This is a genomic window from Kribbella sp. NPDC050124 (assembly GCF_044460355.1).
GTDB lineage: Bacteria > Actinomycetota > Actinomycetes > Propionibacteriales > Kribbellaceae > Kribbella.
Genome location: NZ_JBITJU010000004.1, coordinates 304,950 through 321,836, shown reverse-complemented (window position 1 = coordinate 321,836; position 16,887 = coordinate 304,950). Strand labels below are relative to the sequence as shown.

The following is a 16,887-nucleotide window of genomic DNA, read 5'->3' as shown; positions in this document are numbered from 1 at the left end:
CCGAATATACGGAGTCACAACTTCGGTTACAACCCATGAGGGAGTGTCGGCGTCTCCTAGGCTGAAGGGGCGAGAGGGGAGCAGGGTGCGAGCAGACGCGCGGGACAACCGGGCCAGGATCATGACCGCGGCGGACGAGGTGTTCGGGCGGTCGCCGAACGCGTCCACCGACGACGTGGCGAAACTGGCCGGGGTCGGGATCGCGACGGTGTTCCGGCACTTCCCGACCAAGACCGAGCTGCTCGAGGCGGTGCTCACCCTGCGGCTGGAGCGGTTGCGCGACACCGCTCTCGACCTTGCCGGCAGCAACCATCCGGGCGAGGCGTTCTTCGGGTTCTTCACCCAGGTGGTGTCGGAGTCCGCGTCCAAGCTGGCGATCGCCGAGGCGCTCACGGCAGCCGGCTCGCTGGGCGGCGCGGACGCCCGGAACGCGGGCGCGGGGTTGCGGGAGGCGTTCGGCACGCTGCTCACCCGGGCTCAGGAGGCGGGCGCCGTACGGCGTGATGCCGGGCTGGCCGAGGTCTACGCGCTGCTGATCGGCGCGTCCCGCGGCGCGACCGCGGTCGGCCTCGAGCCGGAGGTCAGGGACCGGATGCTCGGGCTGGTCTTCGACGGCCTGCGTCCGTGAGGCGGCCCGCGTCCGTCAGGCGGCGCTGGAAGACCTGGTCGCGGCGTCGCCGGGTCGCGATGATCGTGCTCCTGGTCTTCGTGCTGCTCGTGCCGGTGCCGCTCAGCGCCTTCGCAGTCTCGCTACGGATCCGGTACGTCGGTGAACCGGCAGCCGAGGCCCGGACGCGCAACAACGACGCACTGTGGCTGGGTCACGCCTGGGTGGACGGCCGGAAGACCGAGGCCGACGTGACCGCGCTGGCCCGTCAACTCGAAGGCACGGGAATCCGTGACCTCTACGTGCACGCCGGTCCGCTGGAACACGACGGCACGCTGCCGCTGGCCAAGGTGTCGCCGCGGGCCCGGTGGTTCACGGCGGCGATGAAGGCCGCGGCTCCCGCCGTACGCGTGCAGGCCTGGCTGGGGGACATCGTGCGGCCGGGGAAGAACCCGGGCATGGACCTGGACGACCCGGCAGTGCGGACGCGGGTGGTGGCGTCGTCGGCCGCCGTACTCAATCAGGGGTTCCAGGGCATCCACTTCGACTTCGAGCCGGTGCACTCCGGGTCGGCTGGGTTCCTCGCCGTACTGGACGAAACGCATGTGCTGACGGCGGAGCGCGCCGTACCGCTGTCCGTCGCGGCTGCCCAACTGGAGCCGCTGTGGCGAGTCAATGCACTCCCGCTGGCCATCACCGGCGAGGGCAAGTGGTGGTCGCAGGACTACTTCGCGGAGGTCGCCCGCCGGGTCGAGCAGATCGCGGTCATGTCCTACGACACCGCGATGCCCCTGGAGTCCCTGTACGGCGGCTACGTCGCCCAGCAGACCAAGCTGGCGCTGGAGGCGACACCCGCATCAACGGACCTCCTCATGGGCCTCCCGGCGTACTGGGAGAGCAACCCATCGCACTGGGGCCACGCGGAGACCGTGGCCGCAGCGGTCCGGGGCGCACGGCTCGGTCTGGGCACGTCGAGCCGCCAGAACTTCGGCCTGGCCTTGTACGTCGACTTCACTGCTACCGCGGACCACTGGGCGGCGTACCGCGACGGCTGGTGTGTCAGCCCCTAGGCCAGCCGCACCAGGAGGGCGACGCCCACACAGACCGCCAGGAAGAGCACGTCGACCAGCGCCTGTGGGTTCAGCCGGCGCCGGACCGATGGGGCCGGCAGTCCGGTCCGCGCCCGTAGCCGCAGGGCTTCGAGGACTCCTGCCACGTCAACGGGACGTTGCAGCCGAGTGATCTGGTGGCTCTCACGCCCGGACCGGAGCGCGACCCAGTGGGGATGGATCTCGACCGAGTCCACGCTTCGCCAGTCCACGACCAGCTCGGACCACCCCCTCCGGAAGCGCACCTCATTTGCGGAGACGCTGACGCGATCGAAGAGGGCGTCGCCGACGAAGCCGATCACAGTCACTGCCCCGGCCGCCGCACCGATCGCCGGGACCCAGTCGCCGACGCTCACGAACCACGCGACAGCGACCAGCCCGGCCAGCACGGCCCCGATCAACGCCGGCCAGTACCACCACGATGGCCGTTCGGTGGGCACTGACCACGGCAGCGGCGGCGTCTCCCGCGCCGGGTCGACGAGCCTGAACTCGAGATGCACATTCGTCGGGTCGACGTTCACCGAGGCAGGCAAGCTCGCCGTGGCCTCGACACTCCAGGGAGTACGGCGTGGCGCGCGCAGCGGAGCCGTCGGCCGCAACGCGAGGTCACCGAGCAGGACAGTCGGCCAACTGCCCTCGGCCAGCTCGCCCACCAGCACTGCCTCGCCCTGATAGCGCTGAACCGTCTGGAGCCATTGCTGCCGAACAGACGCCGGCGCGTCCGGCTCGTCGTCGTCGAGTTGATCGATCGCATCGAACAGCCGGTCGTCCGCGGCCTCGTCGTCCAGGTCAGCTGACAGGAACGCCAGTACGTCGGTGCCGCCGGCGGAACAGATCACGAAGTCCGTCGAGGCGTCGGGCGTGACCCGGACCGGCAGGCCGGCGCCGGTCCATGACTCACGACGCCGAGCTCGCCGTCGGCGCATGTCCCGGTAGGCAAGGAGGGCCGCCAGCAACCACGCTCCTCCTGCCACGGCGTACCAGTGCGTGTAGTCCGCGGGCTCCACTCGCAGCCGGGCCCACTCGTCATCCGCCGGATCGATCAGCACGGGGATCTGTGCCCCCGGCTCGTAGTCGTCCAGCACGCTGACGACCCGTCTGTTGCCATCCGGCAGCTTCAGCACCAGTTCGCCGTCCTGGCTCTCGCCGGCGACCGCCGTCTGCTCCACGGCTCGTTGCAGATGCACCTGCTCCCGCTGGTCCTGCCACCGCATGACCCCGAGACCAGCAGCTCCGGCCGCCAACAGCAGGACCGCCACAACGAGCCGCCCTGACAGTCCCACCGGCTTTGCGGCGGGGACCGTCACCGGCCGTCTCGGCAGGTCAGCCGTCAGCGCGAGCTGCTTGCGACGACTGGCAGCGAACCAGACCAGCAAAGCGACGCAGGCGCTCGCGAACAGCACCCACTCGGTCATCACCGCGCCGCCGTCGTACCAGACCTGGGCCGCGAAGAACACCACCCCCGCGACGGCGGCGACGCGGGGCTGCCACCACCACAGGAGCAGCGAGGCGAAGGCCGGAACCAAGGTCAGCGCGAACGCCACGTCCGGCGCACAGATGCTGGGATCCTCCGCGCACGGCACGTCGTCCACCGTCACCAGTGACACCGTGGTCGCTGCGACCCACGCAAGCGGCATCAACCAGCGGTAGACCCAGCTGGGCACGACCGTGCCTGCCCAGGTCTCGGCCAGGTCTGGTGCCATGCGAGTCCCCCCTCGTCAGTGTGGGAGAACTGTAAGGGTCAGCGGGCTCGCTCGACGCGTCCCTCGTCCCAGACGGGTTCGTTGGACTCGTAGACCGAGCCGTCCGCGCCGAAGACCAGGTAGCGGTCGAAGCCGCGGGCGAACCAGCGGTCGTGGGTCACGGCCAGGACCGTGCCGTCGAACGAGTCGAGGCCTTCCTCCAGCGCCTCGGCCGACTCGACGTCGAGGTTGTCGGTGGGCTCGTCGAGCAGCAGGAGCGTGGCGCCGGACAGCTCGAGCAGGAGGATCTGGAAGCGGGCCTGCTGACCACCTGACAGGCTGTCGAAGGTCTGCTCCGCCGCGTGCGCCAGCTCGTACCGGTCCAGCTTCCGCGAGGCCAGCTCGCGGCCCATGCCCTCCCGGTGCTCGTCTCCCCGGTGCAGGATCTCCAGCAGCGTCCGTCCGACCAGCTCCGGGTGCTCATGCGTCTGCGCGAACCACCCCGGTCGCACCCGCGCACCCAGCTTGGCCTTGCCGGTGTGAGTCACTAGCGCGATCTGTACGTCGCCGACCGGCCGGTGCTCCACGTCCGGGTCCGAGCCTCCGTTGGCGAGCAGCCGGAGGAAGTGCGACTTGCCGGACCCGTTGGACCCCAGTACGGCGACGCGTTCGCCGTACCAGACCTCCAGATCGAAGGGCTTCATCAGACCGGTCAGCTCGAGTGCTGTGCACACCACCGCACGCTTGCCGGTGCGGCCGCCGGTGAGGCGCATGCTGACCTTCTGCTCGCGCGGGATCGCCTGTGGAGGACCGACCTCCTCGAACTTGCGCAGCCGGGTCTGTGCGGCCCGGTAGCGCGAGGCCATGTCGGAGTTGTAGGCCGCCTTCTGCTTGTACATCAGCATCTGCGCGCGGAGCTTGGCATGCTCCTCGTCCCAGCGCTTGCGCAGCTCCTCGAACCGGTCGAAGCGGTGCTGCCGCGCCTCGTGGTACGTCTTGAAGCCGCCACCGTGCGTCCACACCGTGTTGCCGGCCGCACCGAGCTCCACGGTGACGATCCGGGTCGCCGTGTTCGCCAGCAGCTCACGGTCGTGGCTGATGTACAGCACGGTCTTGTCGGTCGCCCGCAGCTGCTCCTCCAGCCAGCGCTTGCCTGGTACGTCGAGGTAGTTGTCCGGCTCGTCCAGCATCAAGACCTCGTCCGGTCCACGCAGCAGGGCCTCCAGGACCAGGCGCTTCTGCTCGCCGCCGGACAGGGTCTTCACCTCGCGCCAGCGGCACCGGTCGAACGGGATGCCGAGGGCGGCCGTCGTACAGACGTCCCAGAGGACCTCCGCGTCGTACCCACCGACCTCGCCCCAGTCCGCCACCGCCTGCGCGTACTTGAGCTGGGTCTTCTCGTCGTCGGCCTCCATCATCGCCAGCTCGGCCTTGTCCAGCTTGGCGGCGGCGGTCTGGATCGCCTCCGGGGCGACCGACAGCAGCAGGTCGCGCACGGTCGAGGCGTCCCGCACCGAGCCGACGAACTGCCGCATCACCCCGAGCCCGCCGGACCGCGCGATGCTCCCGCTGTGCGGCTTCAGGTCACCCGCGATGATCCGGGTCAGCGTGGTCTTGCCGGACCCGTTCGCCCCGACCAGCGCCACCTTGGCTCCGTCCCCGACCCGGAACGTGATGTCGTCCAGCAACACCCGCCCGTCCGGCAACTCGAACCCGACCCCGCCGACATCCACGTGACCCATCCCCCCAGTCTGACAACCCGGGCCCCCTCCCCGCGACCGGTTAAGGTTGCCCGAACCAACGGGGAGACGGAGTCGATGGCATTCAGGCGCGGGCGACTGCTCGACCCCAGGTCGCAGGACTGGGCGCGGGTGGCGGCGGTCATTCGGACCGTTGCCAGCCGCATGGAGCGGCAGCAGACCCGCTGGAACGGACGGATCTACCTCGAGCTGAGCAGCGCCGAGGGAGCGGCCGGGCCTGACGGCGGGATGAGCGTCAGCGATCCGACCGTGCTGCAGCCCTTGGAGCGGGCGTTCCGGGGCGAGGACCTGACCCCCGCTGAGCTCTACAACCTGCGGGACGCGCTCGTCACGCTCACCCACGAGTCACTGCACCTGTGCCATGAGGTGCAGGACGCCGATGGAAACGTGCGGTTCTCGGCAGCCGAGCGGGCCTTCGAGGAAGGCCTGGCGGAGAACTGGGCGCAGGACAACGTCCACCACGTGATCCGGGCATTGCAGCTGGACGTGAGGTATCCGGAGCTGCCCACGCAGCCACGGCTCGACGCCTATCCCGCGTTGCAGGCGGCGAGCAAGGAGCTGGTCAGCGGTGTCGCCACGCTGGCCGGCCGGGACGCAGATGATGTCGGCAGGCAGCTCCAGGGGACCAGGTCGAACGAGCGGTTCGGTGTGGTCGCGGACCTGGTGATCGAGGCTCGGCGGGACGAGATCACCGGCGACGTGGCGGAGGTTCGTGGCCGGCTGGAGCAGGCGCTGCAGGAGAAGTTCGCCCCGGTGCTGGCCATCGAGGGCGACAACTTCGAGGCGAAGGCCGAGCGCGGCGCCGAGGTGGGCCGGCTGACGCTGGCCGAGGTCGACCGCGTGCTGACCGAGCCCGCCCCCGACCGGACGGTCGAACCCCAGCGGGCTCCACGGACCTGGGAAGAGGAAATCCTCGCCTGGCAACAGCAGCAGCAAGCGCAGGCCGCACAGCAGGCACCACAGCAGCCGGCCGCGCAGACCTGGGAAGACGAGGTGCTCGCCTGGCAACGCCAGCAGGCGCAGCCACCCGCCTTCCAGCCGCAGGGGCAGCAGCCTGTTCAGGCGCAGGGGCAGCAGTCGGTTGGGGACGTGGGTGACTTGCGAAAGTTCTTGGACGATCAGCGGCCGGGCTTGGGCGGTGGTGTCCAAGCAGCGGAAGCTTCAGCCGCAACCGTCGTCAACCGGGACGTCAGATCGCAGCGCACTCGGGGTCACGGGGTCGAGTGACCTGGTGGGTCGGGAGGATTCGGACGTGACCGCCGCCCATCCTCCGACCGGGCGTCTTGGGGCGCTGATTCCGCCGGGTACGCCGGAGTACGCGCTGGTGGCCGGCGTCGTCGAGTCCGTCGTACGTCGCTCCGAGATGGCGTCGCAGTGGAACTTCCGGCTGTACGAGGAGGTCGACGGGAAGCACCCGGCCTTCGCGCAGATCGGTGGGCCGATCGCTGTGCACCGGCCGACGGTGCTGGAGCCACTGGTGCGCGCGGGTGCGGACCCCTGGCTGGCGCGGTACGCGATGATCGTGCTGATCCATGAGGCGGAGCACCAGATGTGTGTCCTCGGCGACGACAGGTCCCCGGACACGGTCAAGCTGATGTCACCCGAGGACACCGCGCTCGAAGAGGCCCGAGCGACGCTCAGGTCGGAACGCGACACCGACGAGATCATCCGGGAGCTCGGGCTCGACCGGGAGGTGCCCGGCATCCTGGACGCCAAGGTCGACTGGGGGTACCCCGCCGTCAGCCGATGCCTGGAAGACAGCGTCGACGCACTGGCCGTGCTCGCCGATCGCCCGGCCGCCGAGTTCTGGTCGACGATCGACAAGACACCGCGGCCGCAGCGGTTCAACGCGCTGGCCGATTTGGTGATCGACAAGCGGCTTGGCGACGTGATGCCGGAGTCGCACCGCGTGCTGATGCGCGACCGGCTCACCAGGTCGCTGCGGCATGAGCTCGGTGCGCTGATGCAGTACGAAGTGCCCGAGTGGTCGAGTAAGCACACCGCAGCGGAGGCGGCCCGCATCGGCGCGGAGCATGCGCAGCGTGCAGTTGCCGACCTAACCGAACGCCTGGCGGATGCGGAGGCCCACTACGCAGCAAACCCGGGCGCCGAGCCGCCCCTGATGCCACATGAGCAGGAACTTCTCGACAGCCTCGAGACCTACCAGGCTGTGCAGAAAGTGGAGGCATCGCTCGCAGACCTGCAGCGTTTCCTGGGATCCCAGACCGGCCAGGGCGCAACCGGGATGCCGCGAACGGTGCTGGCTGAGCCAGTGGTCAGGTCAGTCGAGCCCGGCGTTGGACCGGGTGGAGGACTGGGCGGTGGTGCCGCAGCGGGTGGTGGCGCGGCGTCCGGTGCAGCAGCGGCCGGCCGGGTCGTGCAGTTCCGGCCCCGGCAGGACCGCGGGCCGGCTGTCGACTGACTCACCAGTCCTTGAGTGCCTCCAGATACGTGCCTCCAGTCGGGCGGACCGTGCCGGTCATGAACAGCTTGAGTGGTGCGGAGTACAGACCGAAGGTGCGTGAGCCGGTGAAGAAGCCGGCCGAGTCACAGCCGTCGTACTGCACCCAGATCTCCCGTACGCCGGTGGACGTGTCGAACCGCAGCACGATGGCCTCCGACGGCCGCGCGGCCTGCGGGGTGCACTTGAACACCGGCAGGTCCGGGTTCCGCTCAGGCAGAACCTTGATCGCGTCGACCACCTGCTGCGCGATGGTGGCGTTGAACGATCGCTGGCCGAGCAGCATCGTGGCACCCGGCGTGAGCTTGTAGCGGCACGCCTGCATCCCGTAGACCGGGGTCTCCACGTCCAGCCCGGTCCCCCGCGGTACGGCGGTGGCCCCGTTCGGCTGAAGGATCGGGTGGTCCGCCGGGCAGCCCGCGTCCGCTTGCGGTGGCACGAACTTCGGCGTGCCCTTCTCCGACTCTGTACCGGCAGTCCCACGCTCCGGGCTGCTACTGCCGCTGTCCTGAGCGCTCGACGCGATCGGCGACGGCTCACCGATGGCGTTCCAGACGCCTCCGATCGACACGGCGACCACCACGGCCGCCGCGGCCATCGCCATGCCCTGCCGCCGCTTGCGGACCCGCCGGCGAGCCTCTGCTGCCAGCCCACCGCCCTGCAGTCCACCAGCCCGGTCGGCCTGGTGCTGGAACGCGTCAGCGATCTTGGGGCCGAGCTCCTGCTCAGACTCGTGCTCGTGCTCAGGCATCCTCGGCTCCTTCCTTGCTCAGCGTGGTCTTCAGTGCTGCCAGTGCCCGGTGCACGTGTGACCGGGCGGTCGCCTCGGCGCAGTGCAGCAGCGCACCGATCTCGGCGTACGAGAGCTCCTCGTAGAAGCGCAGTACGACGGCTGCCCGCTGCTTGTCCGGCAGCGTCGCGCACAGCGCCCAGACGGCGTCCGACTCCGCTCTGTCCGCGGCTCCGTCCGGCGCCGGCGGCCCGGTGCGGACCGGATCCTCGGACGGCGCCTCGCGGCGGCGGAAGCGGCGCCACCAGGAGATGTGCGCGTTGACCACCATCCGCTTCACGTACGCCTCGGGGTCGTCGGCACGGCTGACCCGGCTCCAGCGGGCACAGGCGGTCGTCAGGGCGTCCTGCACCGCGTCCTCGGCCAGGCTCTTGTCGCCGGTCAGGACGTAGGCGAACCGCAGCAACGCGTCCGCCTTCTCGATCACCCAGAGCTCGAAGTCGATCGGGCCCGTGCGTGCCTCTGCTGCCGCCAAGGCTGCCTCCATACCCTCAGGACGGCGATGACCCCGGGTTCGTTGCACGCAGGACCCGGAAGCCTTTCGCGCTGCCGGTCCGCTCGCAGGGATAGCCCTGGTCGGTCAGCCAGCGTTGCAGGGAGTCACCGCCGAGGTTCTTGCCGACGACGAACCATGCCACGCCACCGGGGGCAAGCCGGCCCAGCCAGCGCAGCAGCATCTTGTGCAGCTCGGGCTTGCCGATGTGGATGGCCGGGTTGGACCAGATCTCGTCGAACCGCACGTCCTCGGGTACGGCGTCCGGCAGCACAGCATGCACGCGGTCAGCCACCCCGGCCCGCTGCGCGTTCTCCGTGGTCAGCTCCAGCGCCCGCGTGTTCACGTCGACCGCCCAGACCTCCGCCTTCGGCGCCTCGACCGCCAGCGCACAGGCGATCGGCCCGTAGCCGGTCCCCAGGTCGAGGTAAGTACCAGAGCCGCTCGGCGGGTCCACCTCGCGCAGCAGGACCGCCGTACCGATGTCCAAGCGGTCCCGCGAGAACACTCCGGTCGCCGTGGTGAAGGTGTACTCCCGTCCCCAGATCCGCGCTTCGACGGTACGACGTACGTCCGCCGAGCCCGGCTCTGCCGAGAAGTAGTGGTCAGCCACGCTGGTGCACCTCTCCCCTGACCTGACGGGCCTGCAACGCCCGCGCGGCCAACTCGTCGTCGGCTGGGTAGCGCACTTCCTCCAGTGTGAGCCCGTGCGCAGGCAGGACGGAGACAGCCGAGTCCCGCACCTTCCCAGCCAGTACGGCGGCCGGCCAGCTCACGTCACGCCGTCCGTCACCCACGGGGATCAGCGCACCCACCAGAGCCCGCACCATGGAGTGGCAGAACGCGTCTGCGATCACAGTGCCCTCCAGCTGTCCGGGGCCTGTCCGCTGCCACGAGTACTCCAGCAGTGCACGCACTGTGGTGGCGCCCTCCCGCTTCTTGCAGAAGGCCGCGAAGTCGTGCTCACCGAGCAACCCGGCGCAGGCGGCGTTCATCCGGTCCACATCCAGCGGGCGGCCCACTCGCAGTACGTAACCGCGCTGTAGCGGGTCCCAACCTGCGGGGTCGTCACACAGGCGGTACACGTAGCGACGGGCGAGAGCGGAGAAGCGGGCGTCAAAGCCCTCTGGAGCCGCTGTCACCGCCGTAACAGCCACATCCTCGGGTAGTACGCCGTTCAGGCTTCTGAGCAGCCTGAGGGGCTCTACAGCGCCTTCGACGTCTACATGGATGACCTGGCCACGGGCGTGCACGCCGGTGTCCGTCCGTCCGGCGCAGGTCGCGGTCGGCGGCTCCGGCAATCGCAGTACGACCCGGAGCGTCTCCTCGAGCACGCCTTGCACGGTCCGGAGACCCTCCTGGCGGGCCCAGCCGTGGAAGGCCGTTCCGTCGTACCTCAGGTCTATCCGCCAACGCACACGGCAATCTAACGCAACAGTGCCCCCGCACCGTGTGGTGAGGGGGCACTGTCAGTGGCTAGAGCCGGCGACTCACTTGTCGTCGTCGGCCTTCACGTCGTCAACCTGTGCGTCCTCGGTCTTGGCGTCCTCGGCGACGACGTCCTGGACGTCCTCGACCTTGGCCTCGTCCTCGACCTTCTCGTCGACCTTGTCCTCGACCTTGGCCTCGTCCGCAGCCGCCGCCTTCTTGGCCGGAGCGGCGGGCGTGCGCTTTTTAGCCTTCGGCGAGTCGGCCAGCGCCTCGACCAGCTCGATCTTCACCATCGGCGCGTTGTCACCCTTGCGCGGGCCGAGCTTGGTGATCCGGGTGTAGCCGCCCGGACGGTCGGCGTACCGCTCGCCGATCTCGGTGAAGAGCACGTGCACCACGCTCTTGTCCTTGATCCGCTTCATCACCTGGCGGCGCGAGTTCAGGTCACCACGCTTGGCCTTGGTGATCATCTGCTCCGCCAGCGGCTGCAGGCGCTTGGCCTTGGCCGCGGTGGTGGTGACGGCGCCGTGCTCGAACAGCGACGTCGCGAGGTTGCTGAGGATCAGCTTCTCGTGCGCCGGGCTGCCGCCCAGCCGGGCACCCTTGGTGGGGGTAGGCATCTCTTGACTCCAGGAATCTCAGGCCGCTCGGCCCGGGGGTGGTTGACTCAGTACTGCTCGGTCTCGGCGAAGCTCTCGTCCTCGTCGTCGGCCTCGGTGCCGTAGGCCTCGGTGGCCGCACGCAGGTCGAAGCCAGGAGGCGAGTCCTTCAGCGACAGGCCCATCTCGGCCAGCTTCAGCTTGACCTCGTCGATCGACTTGGAGCCGAAGTTGCGGATGTCCAGCAGGTCCTGCTCGCTGCGCGAGATCAGCTCACCCACGGTGTGGATGCCCTCACGCTTGAGGCAGTTGTACGACCGGACGGTGAGCTGCAGGTCCTCGACCGGCAGCGCCAGGTCGGCGGCCATCTGCTCGTCCACCGGCGACGGGCCGATGTCGATGCCCTCGGCCTCGACGTTCAGCTCGCGGGCCAGGCCGAACAGCTCGACCAGCGTCTTGCCGGCCGACGCGACGGCGTCGCGGGGCAGCATCGACGGCTTGGTCTCGACGTCGACCACGAGGCGGTCGAAGTCGGTGCGCTGCTCGACCCGGGTCGCCTCGACCTTGTAGGTGACCTTGAGCACCGGCGAGTAGATCGAGTCGACCGGCATCCGGCCGATCTCGGCGTCGGCCGACTTGTTCTGGATCGCCGAGACGTAGCCCCGGCCCCGCTCGACGACCAGCTCCATCTCGAGCCGGCCCTTCTCGTTCAGGGTGGCGATCTTCAGGTCCGGGTTGTGCACCTCGACACCGGCCGGCGGCGCGATGTCCGCGGCGGTGACGTCACCGGGGCCCTGCTTGCGCAGGTACATGGTGACCGGCTCGTCGTGCTCGGAGGAGACGCACAGGTCCTTGAGGTTCAGGATCAGCTGCGTGGCGTCCTCCTTGACCCCGGCCACGGTGGAGAACTCGTGCAGGACGCCGTCGACCTTGATGCTGGTCACGGCGGCCCCCGGGATGGAGGACAGCAGGGTACGGCGGATGGAGTTGCCGAGGGTGTAGCCGAACCCCGGCTCGAGCGGCTCGATCACGAACCGCGAGCGGTGCTCGTCGACGACCTCTTCGGTCAGGGTGGGGCGCTGGGCAATAAGCACTTCGTGTTCCTTGTCTGCTCGCGACGACCACTATTTGAGGTCGCGAAGGTGAAGAAACAGACCCGGCCGGCCGGCGGCCCGGAGGCCACCGGCCGGCGACGGATCAGTTCTTCGAGTAGAGCTCGACGATCAGGTGCTCGGCGACCTGGGTGTCGATCTGCTGCCGGGTCGGCAGCTGGTGGACGAGGATGCGCAGCCGCTCGGGCAGCACCTCGAGCCAGGCCGGGACGACGCGCTCGGAGTGCGTCTCCCGGGCGATGATGAACGGGGTCGTCTCGGCCGACTTCGCCTTGACATCGATGATGTCGTGCGCAGCCACCCGGTACGACGGGATGTTCACCTTGACGCCGTTCACGGTGAAGTGACCGTGCACGACGAGCTGACGGGCCTGCCGCCGGGTCCGGGCCAGGCCGGCGCGGTAGACCACGTTGTCCAGCCGGGACTCCAGGATGATCAGCAGGTTGTCACCGGTCTTGCCGGAGCGCCGCGAGGCCTCCTGGTAGTACCGGCTGAACTGCTTCTCCAGCACGCCGTAGGCGTAGCGGGCCTTCTGCTTCTCCCGCAGCTGGAGCAGGTACTCGCTCTCCTTCGGGCGGCCGCGGCCGTGCATACCCGGCGGGTACGGACGACGCTCGAACGCCTTGTCGCCACCGACGAGGTCGACCCCGAGACGGCGCGACTTCTTGGTCATAGGTCCGGTGTAACGGGCCATGGTTGTTCTCGCTCCTCTCGAAAGGTCAGACCCGGCGCCGCTTGGGCGGGCGGCAGCCGTTGTGGGCGGTCGGGGTCACGTCCTGGATGGTGCCGACCTCGAGGCCGACGGCACCCAGCGAACGGATCGCGGTCTCACGGCCGGAGCCGGGACCCTTCACGAACACGTCGATCTTGCGCATGCCGTGCTCCATCGCCCGGCGCCCGGCGGCCTCGGCGGCCATCTGCGCGGCGAACGGGGTGGACTTGCGCGAACCCTTGAAACCGACGGTGCCCGCGGACGCCCACGAGATGACCGCGCCGGTCGGGTCGGTGATCGTCACGATCGTGTTGTTGAACGTGCTCTTGATGTGCGCGTGGCCGGCGGCCACGTTCTTCTTCTCCTTGCGGCGCACCTTCTTCGCGCCGGCCGCGGTGCGGCTCTTGGGAGGCATAGGTCAGTTGCTCCTGGGGTGGTCGACGGTCATCCGGGTCATCACTTCTTCTTCTTGCCGGCGATCGCCTTGCGACGACCCTTGCGGCTGCGGGCGTTGGTCCGCGTGCGCTGACCACGCACCGGCAGGCCGCTGCGGTGCCGGCGACCCTGGTACGACCCGATCTCGATCTTGCGGCGGATGTCCGCGGTCACCTCACGACGGAGGTCACCTTCGATCTTGTAGTTGCCTTCGATCCAGTCCCGGAGCTTCACCAGCTCTTCGTCGCCCAACTCGTGGACGCGCTTGTCCCCGGAGATCCCGGTGCTCTTCAGCGTCTCCAGGGCGCGGGTACGACCGACCCCGAAGATGTAGGTGAGAGCGACCTCGATGCGCTTGTCGCGCGGCAGGTCGACCCCTACGAGGCGTGCCATGTGGCGGTGTTCCTTTCGTCGGCAGAGGTGTGGTGGCGCGCCGCGTCCTTGCCCGCCTCGGTGAGTGCTTCACCGGCAAGGCCCCGGCCTCTGTTCCGGGGGCAGCATCCAGGCTGTACAGATTGCTGGACGAGCATGCGCGCTGAGTGTGGTGCGAAAAGTGCTGTGTACTGCTCGAGTGGGCTGGTCAGCCCTGCCGCTGCTTGTGCCGCGGGTTCTCGCAGATCACCATGACCCGGCCGTGACGGCGGATCACCTTGCACTTGTCGCAGATCTTCTTGACGCTCGGATTGACCTTCATCGAGCTTCTTTCTTCGACAGGTGTTGGTGGTGGTCTTACTTGTACCGGTAGACGATGCGACCCCGGGTGAGGTCGTACGGCGACAGCTCCACGACGACCCGATCCTCGGGGAGGATCCGGATGTAGTGCTGCCTCATCTTGCCGCTGATGTGCGCGAGCACCTTGTGCCCGTTGGACAGCTCAACACGGAACATCGCGTTCGGCAGGGCCTCGACGATGGTGCCCTCGAGTTCGATGACTCCCTCTTTTTTGGGCATGTCCTCGCACTTCTGTAGACGACGTACTGAATGATGGTTCTGTCCTTGGCGCCCTCCCGACCGACAGGTCAGGCAGCCGCGGGCACGACGAGACAGAGGCTACAAAGAGCCAAGGAAAGAGTGTACGCCACTCCCCCAGGCGAAACCCAATCGAGACCGCTCAGCGCCCTCGCGAGGCCTCCAGCTCGCCCAGATGATCCGCTCCCCAGGCGTCCAGCGGCGCCAGTGCCACGTTGAGTGACCGGCCGAGCTCGGTGAGCGAGTACTCCACCCGCGGCGGGACCTGGTGGAAAACCTCCCGGTGCACGATGTCGCGGGACTCGAGCTCGCGCAACTGCTGGATCAGCATCTTCTCGGTGACGCCGGCGATCTCACGGCGCAACTCCCCGAACCGCATCGGTCCGTGGTGCAGCGCCCACAGGATCCGCGGCTTCCACTTCCCGCCGATCACGTCCGCGGCGGCGTCCAGGCCGCAGGTGTACGGAAGCATCACTTACCTTTCCGTCAGTACCTCACTATTTAGTGGGTACTTGTCCATCCTAAAGCGCCCGGCCAGGGTTGACGCCATGAAGACTCCTGTCACCGTTCTCGGCCTCGGCGCGATGGGCACCGCCCTCGCCCGGGCCTTTCTGGCCGCCGGTCACCCGACGACCGTCTGGAACCGCACCCCCGGCCGCTCCCCCGAGCTCGACACTCTCGGCGCCACCCGCGCAGCCACTGCGTCCGAAGCGGTCGCCGCCAGCCCGCTCGTCGTCGTATGCCTCCTGGTCGACGCGACCGTACGCCGTACTCTCGAAGGCCTCGACCTGGCCGGCAAGACCGTCGCCAACCTCACCAACGGCACTCCGGCGCAGGCCCGGGACACGGCCGCCTGGACCGGGGAGGCGGGCGCGAAGTACCTCGACGGCGGGATCATGGCCGTGCCCGCGATGATCGGCGGACCCGCCGCCTTAATCTTCTACAGCGGCTCCCCGGTCGCCTTCGAGCGCCACGAAGCCGACCTCGCCGCGATGGCGCGACCGGCGTACGTCGGCAGTGACCCGGGCCTGGCCGCGTTGCACGACATCGCCTTGCTCAGCGGGATGTACGGCATGTTCGGTGGTGCCCAGCACGCGCTGGCCCTGGCCGCCAGCGAGAAGGTCTCTGCGGTGCGGTTCACCGAGGACTTCCTGCTGCCGTGGCTGACAGCGATGCTCGGCAGCCTGCCGCGGATCGCCAAGGACCTCGACGAAGGTCCCGAGGGGCCGGCGGGTTCCAACCTGGCGATGCAGGCCGCCGGCTACGACAACCTGATCGACACCGCGGTCGACCAAGGCGTCGATCCCGCGCTGCTCGTCCCGATGGGCGACCTTCTGCGGAAGGCAGTGACTGCCGGGCACGGCGACGAGGATCTGGCGGCTCTCGTTCCGCTGCTCAGGGCTGGTGCGTAGCGGCCCATTGCTCGCCTTCGCGCCAGATCTGCTCGGGCATCAGGTCGAGCAGGTCGCAGGCCGCGTCCAACTGCGCGAGGGCGGTGGCTGCGTCGCGGTACGCCGGGAGGATCGCGACGAACCGCCGTCCCTCGCAGCTGAACCCGAACGCCGGGACCTGAGCCAGCGCCTCGACCGCGCGCGGGTGCAGCACCGCCTCCGCGTGGTCCTCCCGGCCGTTGAACAGGCAATACCGGCCGGGCAGCCCGTCGACCGTCAGCTTGATCGGCAGCAGGCTCGCGGCCGCCACCGGCGCCAGGGCGGCCGGCAACAACTGCAGTGGCGGCAACGGCCGATCGACCTGTAGATCAAGGAAATCGAAGCCGAGATCGCGCCGGCCGACCTTGTGCCGGAACCGCCCGGTGGCGAACTCCCGGCCGCGGTGCCGGCCGCTGGTCACGTCGAAGACCTCGGCCTCCGGATCAGCAGCGAACGGCGGAAACGGCCACCGCTCCCGCAACTCCGGCCGGTCGACGCTGAGCCGCCAGCCCATCTGCTCCACGACGTCGCCCCAGGCCTTCCGCTGCCGGCTGTCGGCGATCCGCAGCCCGACCGTGAACCCGATCAGCACCAGGAACCAGACCAGCATCATCCAGCCGACCCAGCGCGGTTCCAGCAGCAGCCCGGCGATCGCCAGCGGTACGGCGACCGCGAACCAGATCACGTAGACGATTGCCGACCCCTGCCGTAGCTGCCACCCCCAGTCCGGCCGCAACCGTGGGGCGGTGACGCGTCGGGTGACCGGGGCCGCTGTCAACGGCGCTTTCCGAGGCTGCTGAGGGCGAACAGGGTCCACGGGATCAGCAGCCACACCGGCCAGAAGTGCGGCCAGTTCCCGCCGTTGGCGACGCCGATCACGAACCAGATCACCACGTTGACGATGACGACGGGGGTGAAGCCACCGCTCAGGGCGGCGGGCCCCTTCGGGCCGTCCTTCTTCTTCCGCTCCGGGAACTCCCCCGGCGCCGGCGTCGGCTTGCTGTCCTGCACCACCGCGGGTGTCTGGTACGTCCGCGCCGGCGGCAGGTCACGGACCAGCGGCTCCAGCTCGCCATACGTCTGCACGGAGTAGAGCTGGTCGAGGCGGGAGCTGAACTCGGGTTGGTCCAGCCGGCCGTCCGCGAACGCGTCCCGCAGCCGGCCGGCGATCTTGTCCCGGTCGGCTTCGGTGAAGCGTTGGTGCGGCTGGTACTGAGGCATAGCTCAAGTGTGCCTCAGCGGCAGGCCCTTGGCGTCCCCCGACGGGTGGACGCAGAGTGTCCATCGGTACGGCGAG

Annotated in this window: 21 protein-coding genes; 5 read left to right on the top strand and 16 right to left on the bottom strand. The window is 69.1% G+C overall.

What is annotated here, in order from left to right:
- The first annotated feature begins 85 nt into the window (after positions 1-85).
- Complete coding sequence (locus ACIBL3_RS13895; RefSeq protein ID WP_396353642.1) at positions 86-628, top strand: TetR/AcrR family transcriptional regulator; 543 nt, start codon at positions 86-88, stop codon at positions 626-628.
- Positions 625-1,677, top strand: coding sequence for a hypothetical protein (locus ACIBL3_RS13890; protein ID WP_396353641.1), 1,053 nt, complete (start codon positions 625-627; stop codon positions 1,675-1,677). The genes ACIBL3_RS13895 and ACIBL3_RS13890 overlap by 4 nt, the downstream gene beginning before the upstream one ends.
- On the opposite strand, the gene ACIBL3_RS13885 is transcribed toward ACIBL3_RS13890, so the two are convergent.
- Both ACIBL3_RS13885 and ACIBL3_RS13880 read right to left on the bottom strand, forming a co-directional pair.
- Positions 1,674-3,419, bottom strand: a complete 1,746-nt coding sequence (locus ACIBL3_RS13885; RefSeq protein ID WP_396353640.1) for a hypothetical protein — start codon at positions 3,417-3,419, stop codon at positions 1,674-1,676. The two genes, ACIBL3_RS13890 and ACIBL3_RS13885, sit on opposite strands and share 4 nt — an antisense overlap.
- Before the next feature lie 38 nt (positions 3,420-3,457).
- Positions 3,458-5,140 (bottom strand): ABC-F family ATP-binding cassette domain-containing protein, encoded by a 1,683-nt coding sequence (locus tag ACIBL3_RS13880; protein WP_396353639.1) that lies wholly within the window; start codon positions 5,138-5,140, stop codon positions 3,458-3,460.
- A 75-nt stretch (positions 5,141-5,215) separates the two neighbouring features.
- Here ACIBL3_RS13880 and ACIBL3_RS13875 point away from each other — a divergent pair, with 75 nt between their 5' ends.
- Together ACIBL3_RS13875 and ACIBL3_RS13870 are read left to right on the top strand one after the other, a co-directional pair.
- Positions 5,216-6,385 carry a hypothetical protein gene (locus ACIBL3_RS13875; protein WP_396353638.1) on the top strand — a complete coding sequence of 390 codons (1,170 nt, stop codon included), beginning with the start codon at positions 5,216-5,218 and terminating at the stop codon, positions 6,383-6,385.
- A gap of 25 nt (positions 6,386-6,410) precedes the next feature.
- On the top strand, positions 6,411-7,580 hold the full coding sequence (locus tag ACIBL3_RS13870) for a hypothetical protein (RefSeq protein ID WP_396353637.1): 1,170 nt from the start codon (positions 6,411-6,413) through the stop codon (positions 7,578-7,580).
- Between the two features lies 1 nt (position 7,581).
- Here ACIBL3_RS13870 and ACIBL3_RS13865 read toward each other — a convergent pair whose 3' ends face one another.
- From ACIBL3_RS13865 to ACIBL3_RS13810, 12 genes are all read right to left on the bottom strand, one after another.
- On the bottom strand, positions 7,582-8,370 hold the full coding sequence (locus ACIBL3_RS13865) for a hypothetical protein (protein ID WP_396353636.1): 789 nt from the start codon (positions 8,368-8,370) through the stop codon (positions 7,582-7,584).
- A complete protein-coding gene (locus ACIBL3_RS13860) occupies positions 8,363-8,884 on the bottom strand; it encodes a SigE family RNA polymerase sigma factor (RefSeq protein ID WP_396353635.1) in 522 nt (173 codons plus the stop codon). The genes ACIBL3_RS13865 and ACIBL3_RS13860 overlap by 8 nt, the downstream gene beginning before the upstream one ends.
- Before the next feature lie 16 nt (positions 8,885-8,900).
- Entirely contained in the window at positions 8,901-9,515 is a 615-nt protein-coding gene (locus ACIBL3_RS13855) for a class I SAM-dependent methyltransferase (protein ID WP_396353634.1), read from the bottom strand.
- Positions 9,508-10,320 carry a tRNA pseudouridine(38-40) synthase TruA gene (truA, locus tag ACIBL3_RS13850; RefSeq protein WP_396353633.1) on the bottom strand — a complete coding sequence of 271 codons (813 nt, stop codon included), beginning with the start codon at positions 10,318-10,320 and terminating at the stop codon, positions 9,508-9,510. The genes ACIBL3_RS13855 and truA overlap by 8 nt, the downstream gene beginning before the upstream one ends.
- A gap of 72 nt (positions 10,321-10,392) precedes the next feature.
- On the bottom strand, positions 10,393-10,953 hold the full coding sequence (rplQ, locus tag ACIBL3_RS13845) for a 50S ribosomal protein L17 (protein ID WP_396353632.1): 561 nt from the start codon (positions 10,951-10,953) through the stop codon (positions 10,393-10,395).
- Positions 10,954-11,000: 47 nt separating this feature from the next.
- Positions 11,001-12,026 carry a DNA-directed RNA polymerase subunit alpha gene (locus ACIBL3_RS13840; RefSeq protein ID WP_360535690.1) on the bottom strand — a complete coding sequence of 342 codons (1,026 nt, stop codon included), beginning with the start codon at positions 12,024-12,026 and terminating at the stop codon, positions 11,001-11,003.
- 103 nt (positions 12,027-12,129) lie between these two features.
- Positions 12,130-12,738 (bottom strand): 30S ribosomal protein S4, encoded by a 609-nt coding sequence (rpsD, locus tag ACIBL3_RS13835; RefSeq protein WP_360527794.1) that lies wholly within the window; start codon positions 12,736-12,738, stop codon positions 12,130-12,132.
- A 25-nt stretch (positions 12,739-12,763) separates the two neighbouring features.
- Positions 12,764-13,171, bottom strand: coding sequence for a 30S ribosomal protein S11 (gene rpsK / locus ACIBL3_RS13830; protein ID WP_012923659.1), 408 nt, complete (start codon positions 13,169-13,171; stop codon positions 12,764-12,766).
- A 41-nt stretch (positions 13,172-13,212) separates the two neighbouring features.
- Positions 13,213-13,584, bottom strand: coding sequence for a 30S ribosomal protein S13 (rpsM, locus tag ACIBL3_RS13825; RefSeq protein ID WP_360527791.1), 372 nt, complete (start codon positions 13,582-13,584; stop codon positions 13,213-13,215).
- Between the two features lie 187 nt (positions 13,585-13,771).
- Positions 13,772-13,885 (bottom strand): 50S ribosomal protein L36, encoded by a 114-nt coding sequence (gene rpmJ, locus ACIBL3_RS13820; protein WP_008361054.1) that lies wholly within the window; start codon positions 13,883-13,885, stop codon positions 13,772-13,774.
- Positions 13,886-13,920: 35 nt separating this feature from the next.
- Positions 13,921-14,142, bottom strand: a complete 222-nt coding sequence (infA, locus tag ACIBL3_RS13815) for a translation initiation factor IF-1 (RefSeq protein WP_012923661.1) — start codon at positions 14,140-14,142, stop codon at positions 13,921-13,923.
- A gap of 160 nt (positions 14,143-14,302) precedes the next feature.
- A complete protein-coding gene (locus tag ACIBL3_RS13810) occupies positions 14,303-14,632 on the bottom strand; it encodes a winged helix-turn-helix transcriptional regulator (RefSeq protein ID WP_396353631.1) in 330 nt (109 codons plus the stop codon).
- A gap of 76 nt (positions 14,633-14,708) precedes the next feature.
- Here ACIBL3_RS13810 and ACIBL3_RS13805 point away from each other — a divergent pair, with 76 nt between their 5' ends.
- Positions 14,709-15,572: an NAD(P)-dependent oxidoreductase gene (locus ACIBL3_RS13805; RefSeq protein WP_396353630.1), complete on the top strand. Its 864-nt coding sequence runs from the start codon at positions 14,709-14,711 to the stop codon at positions 15,570-15,572.
- Here the strand turns inward: ACIBL3_RS13805 and ACIBL3_RS13800 are convergent.
- The gene (locus tag ACIBL3_RS13800) at positions 15,556-16,368 is read right to left on the bottom strand and encodes a hypothetical protein (RefSeq protein WP_396353629.1); all 813 of its coding nucleotides are present in this window, start codon (positions 16,366-16,368) and stop codon (positions 15,556-15,558) included. The genes ACIBL3_RS13805 and ACIBL3_RS13800 overlap by 17 nt on opposite strands.
- The gene (locus ACIBL3_RS13795) at positions 16,365-16,811 is read right to left on the bottom strand and encodes a DUF1707 domain-containing protein (protein WP_396353628.1); all 447 of its coding nucleotides are present in this window, start codon (positions 16,809-16,811) and stop codon (positions 16,365-16,367) included. The genes ACIBL3_RS13800 and ACIBL3_RS13795 overlap by 4 nt, the downstream gene beginning before the upstream one ends.
- Between the last annotated feature and the right edge of the window lie 76 nt (positions 16,812-16,887).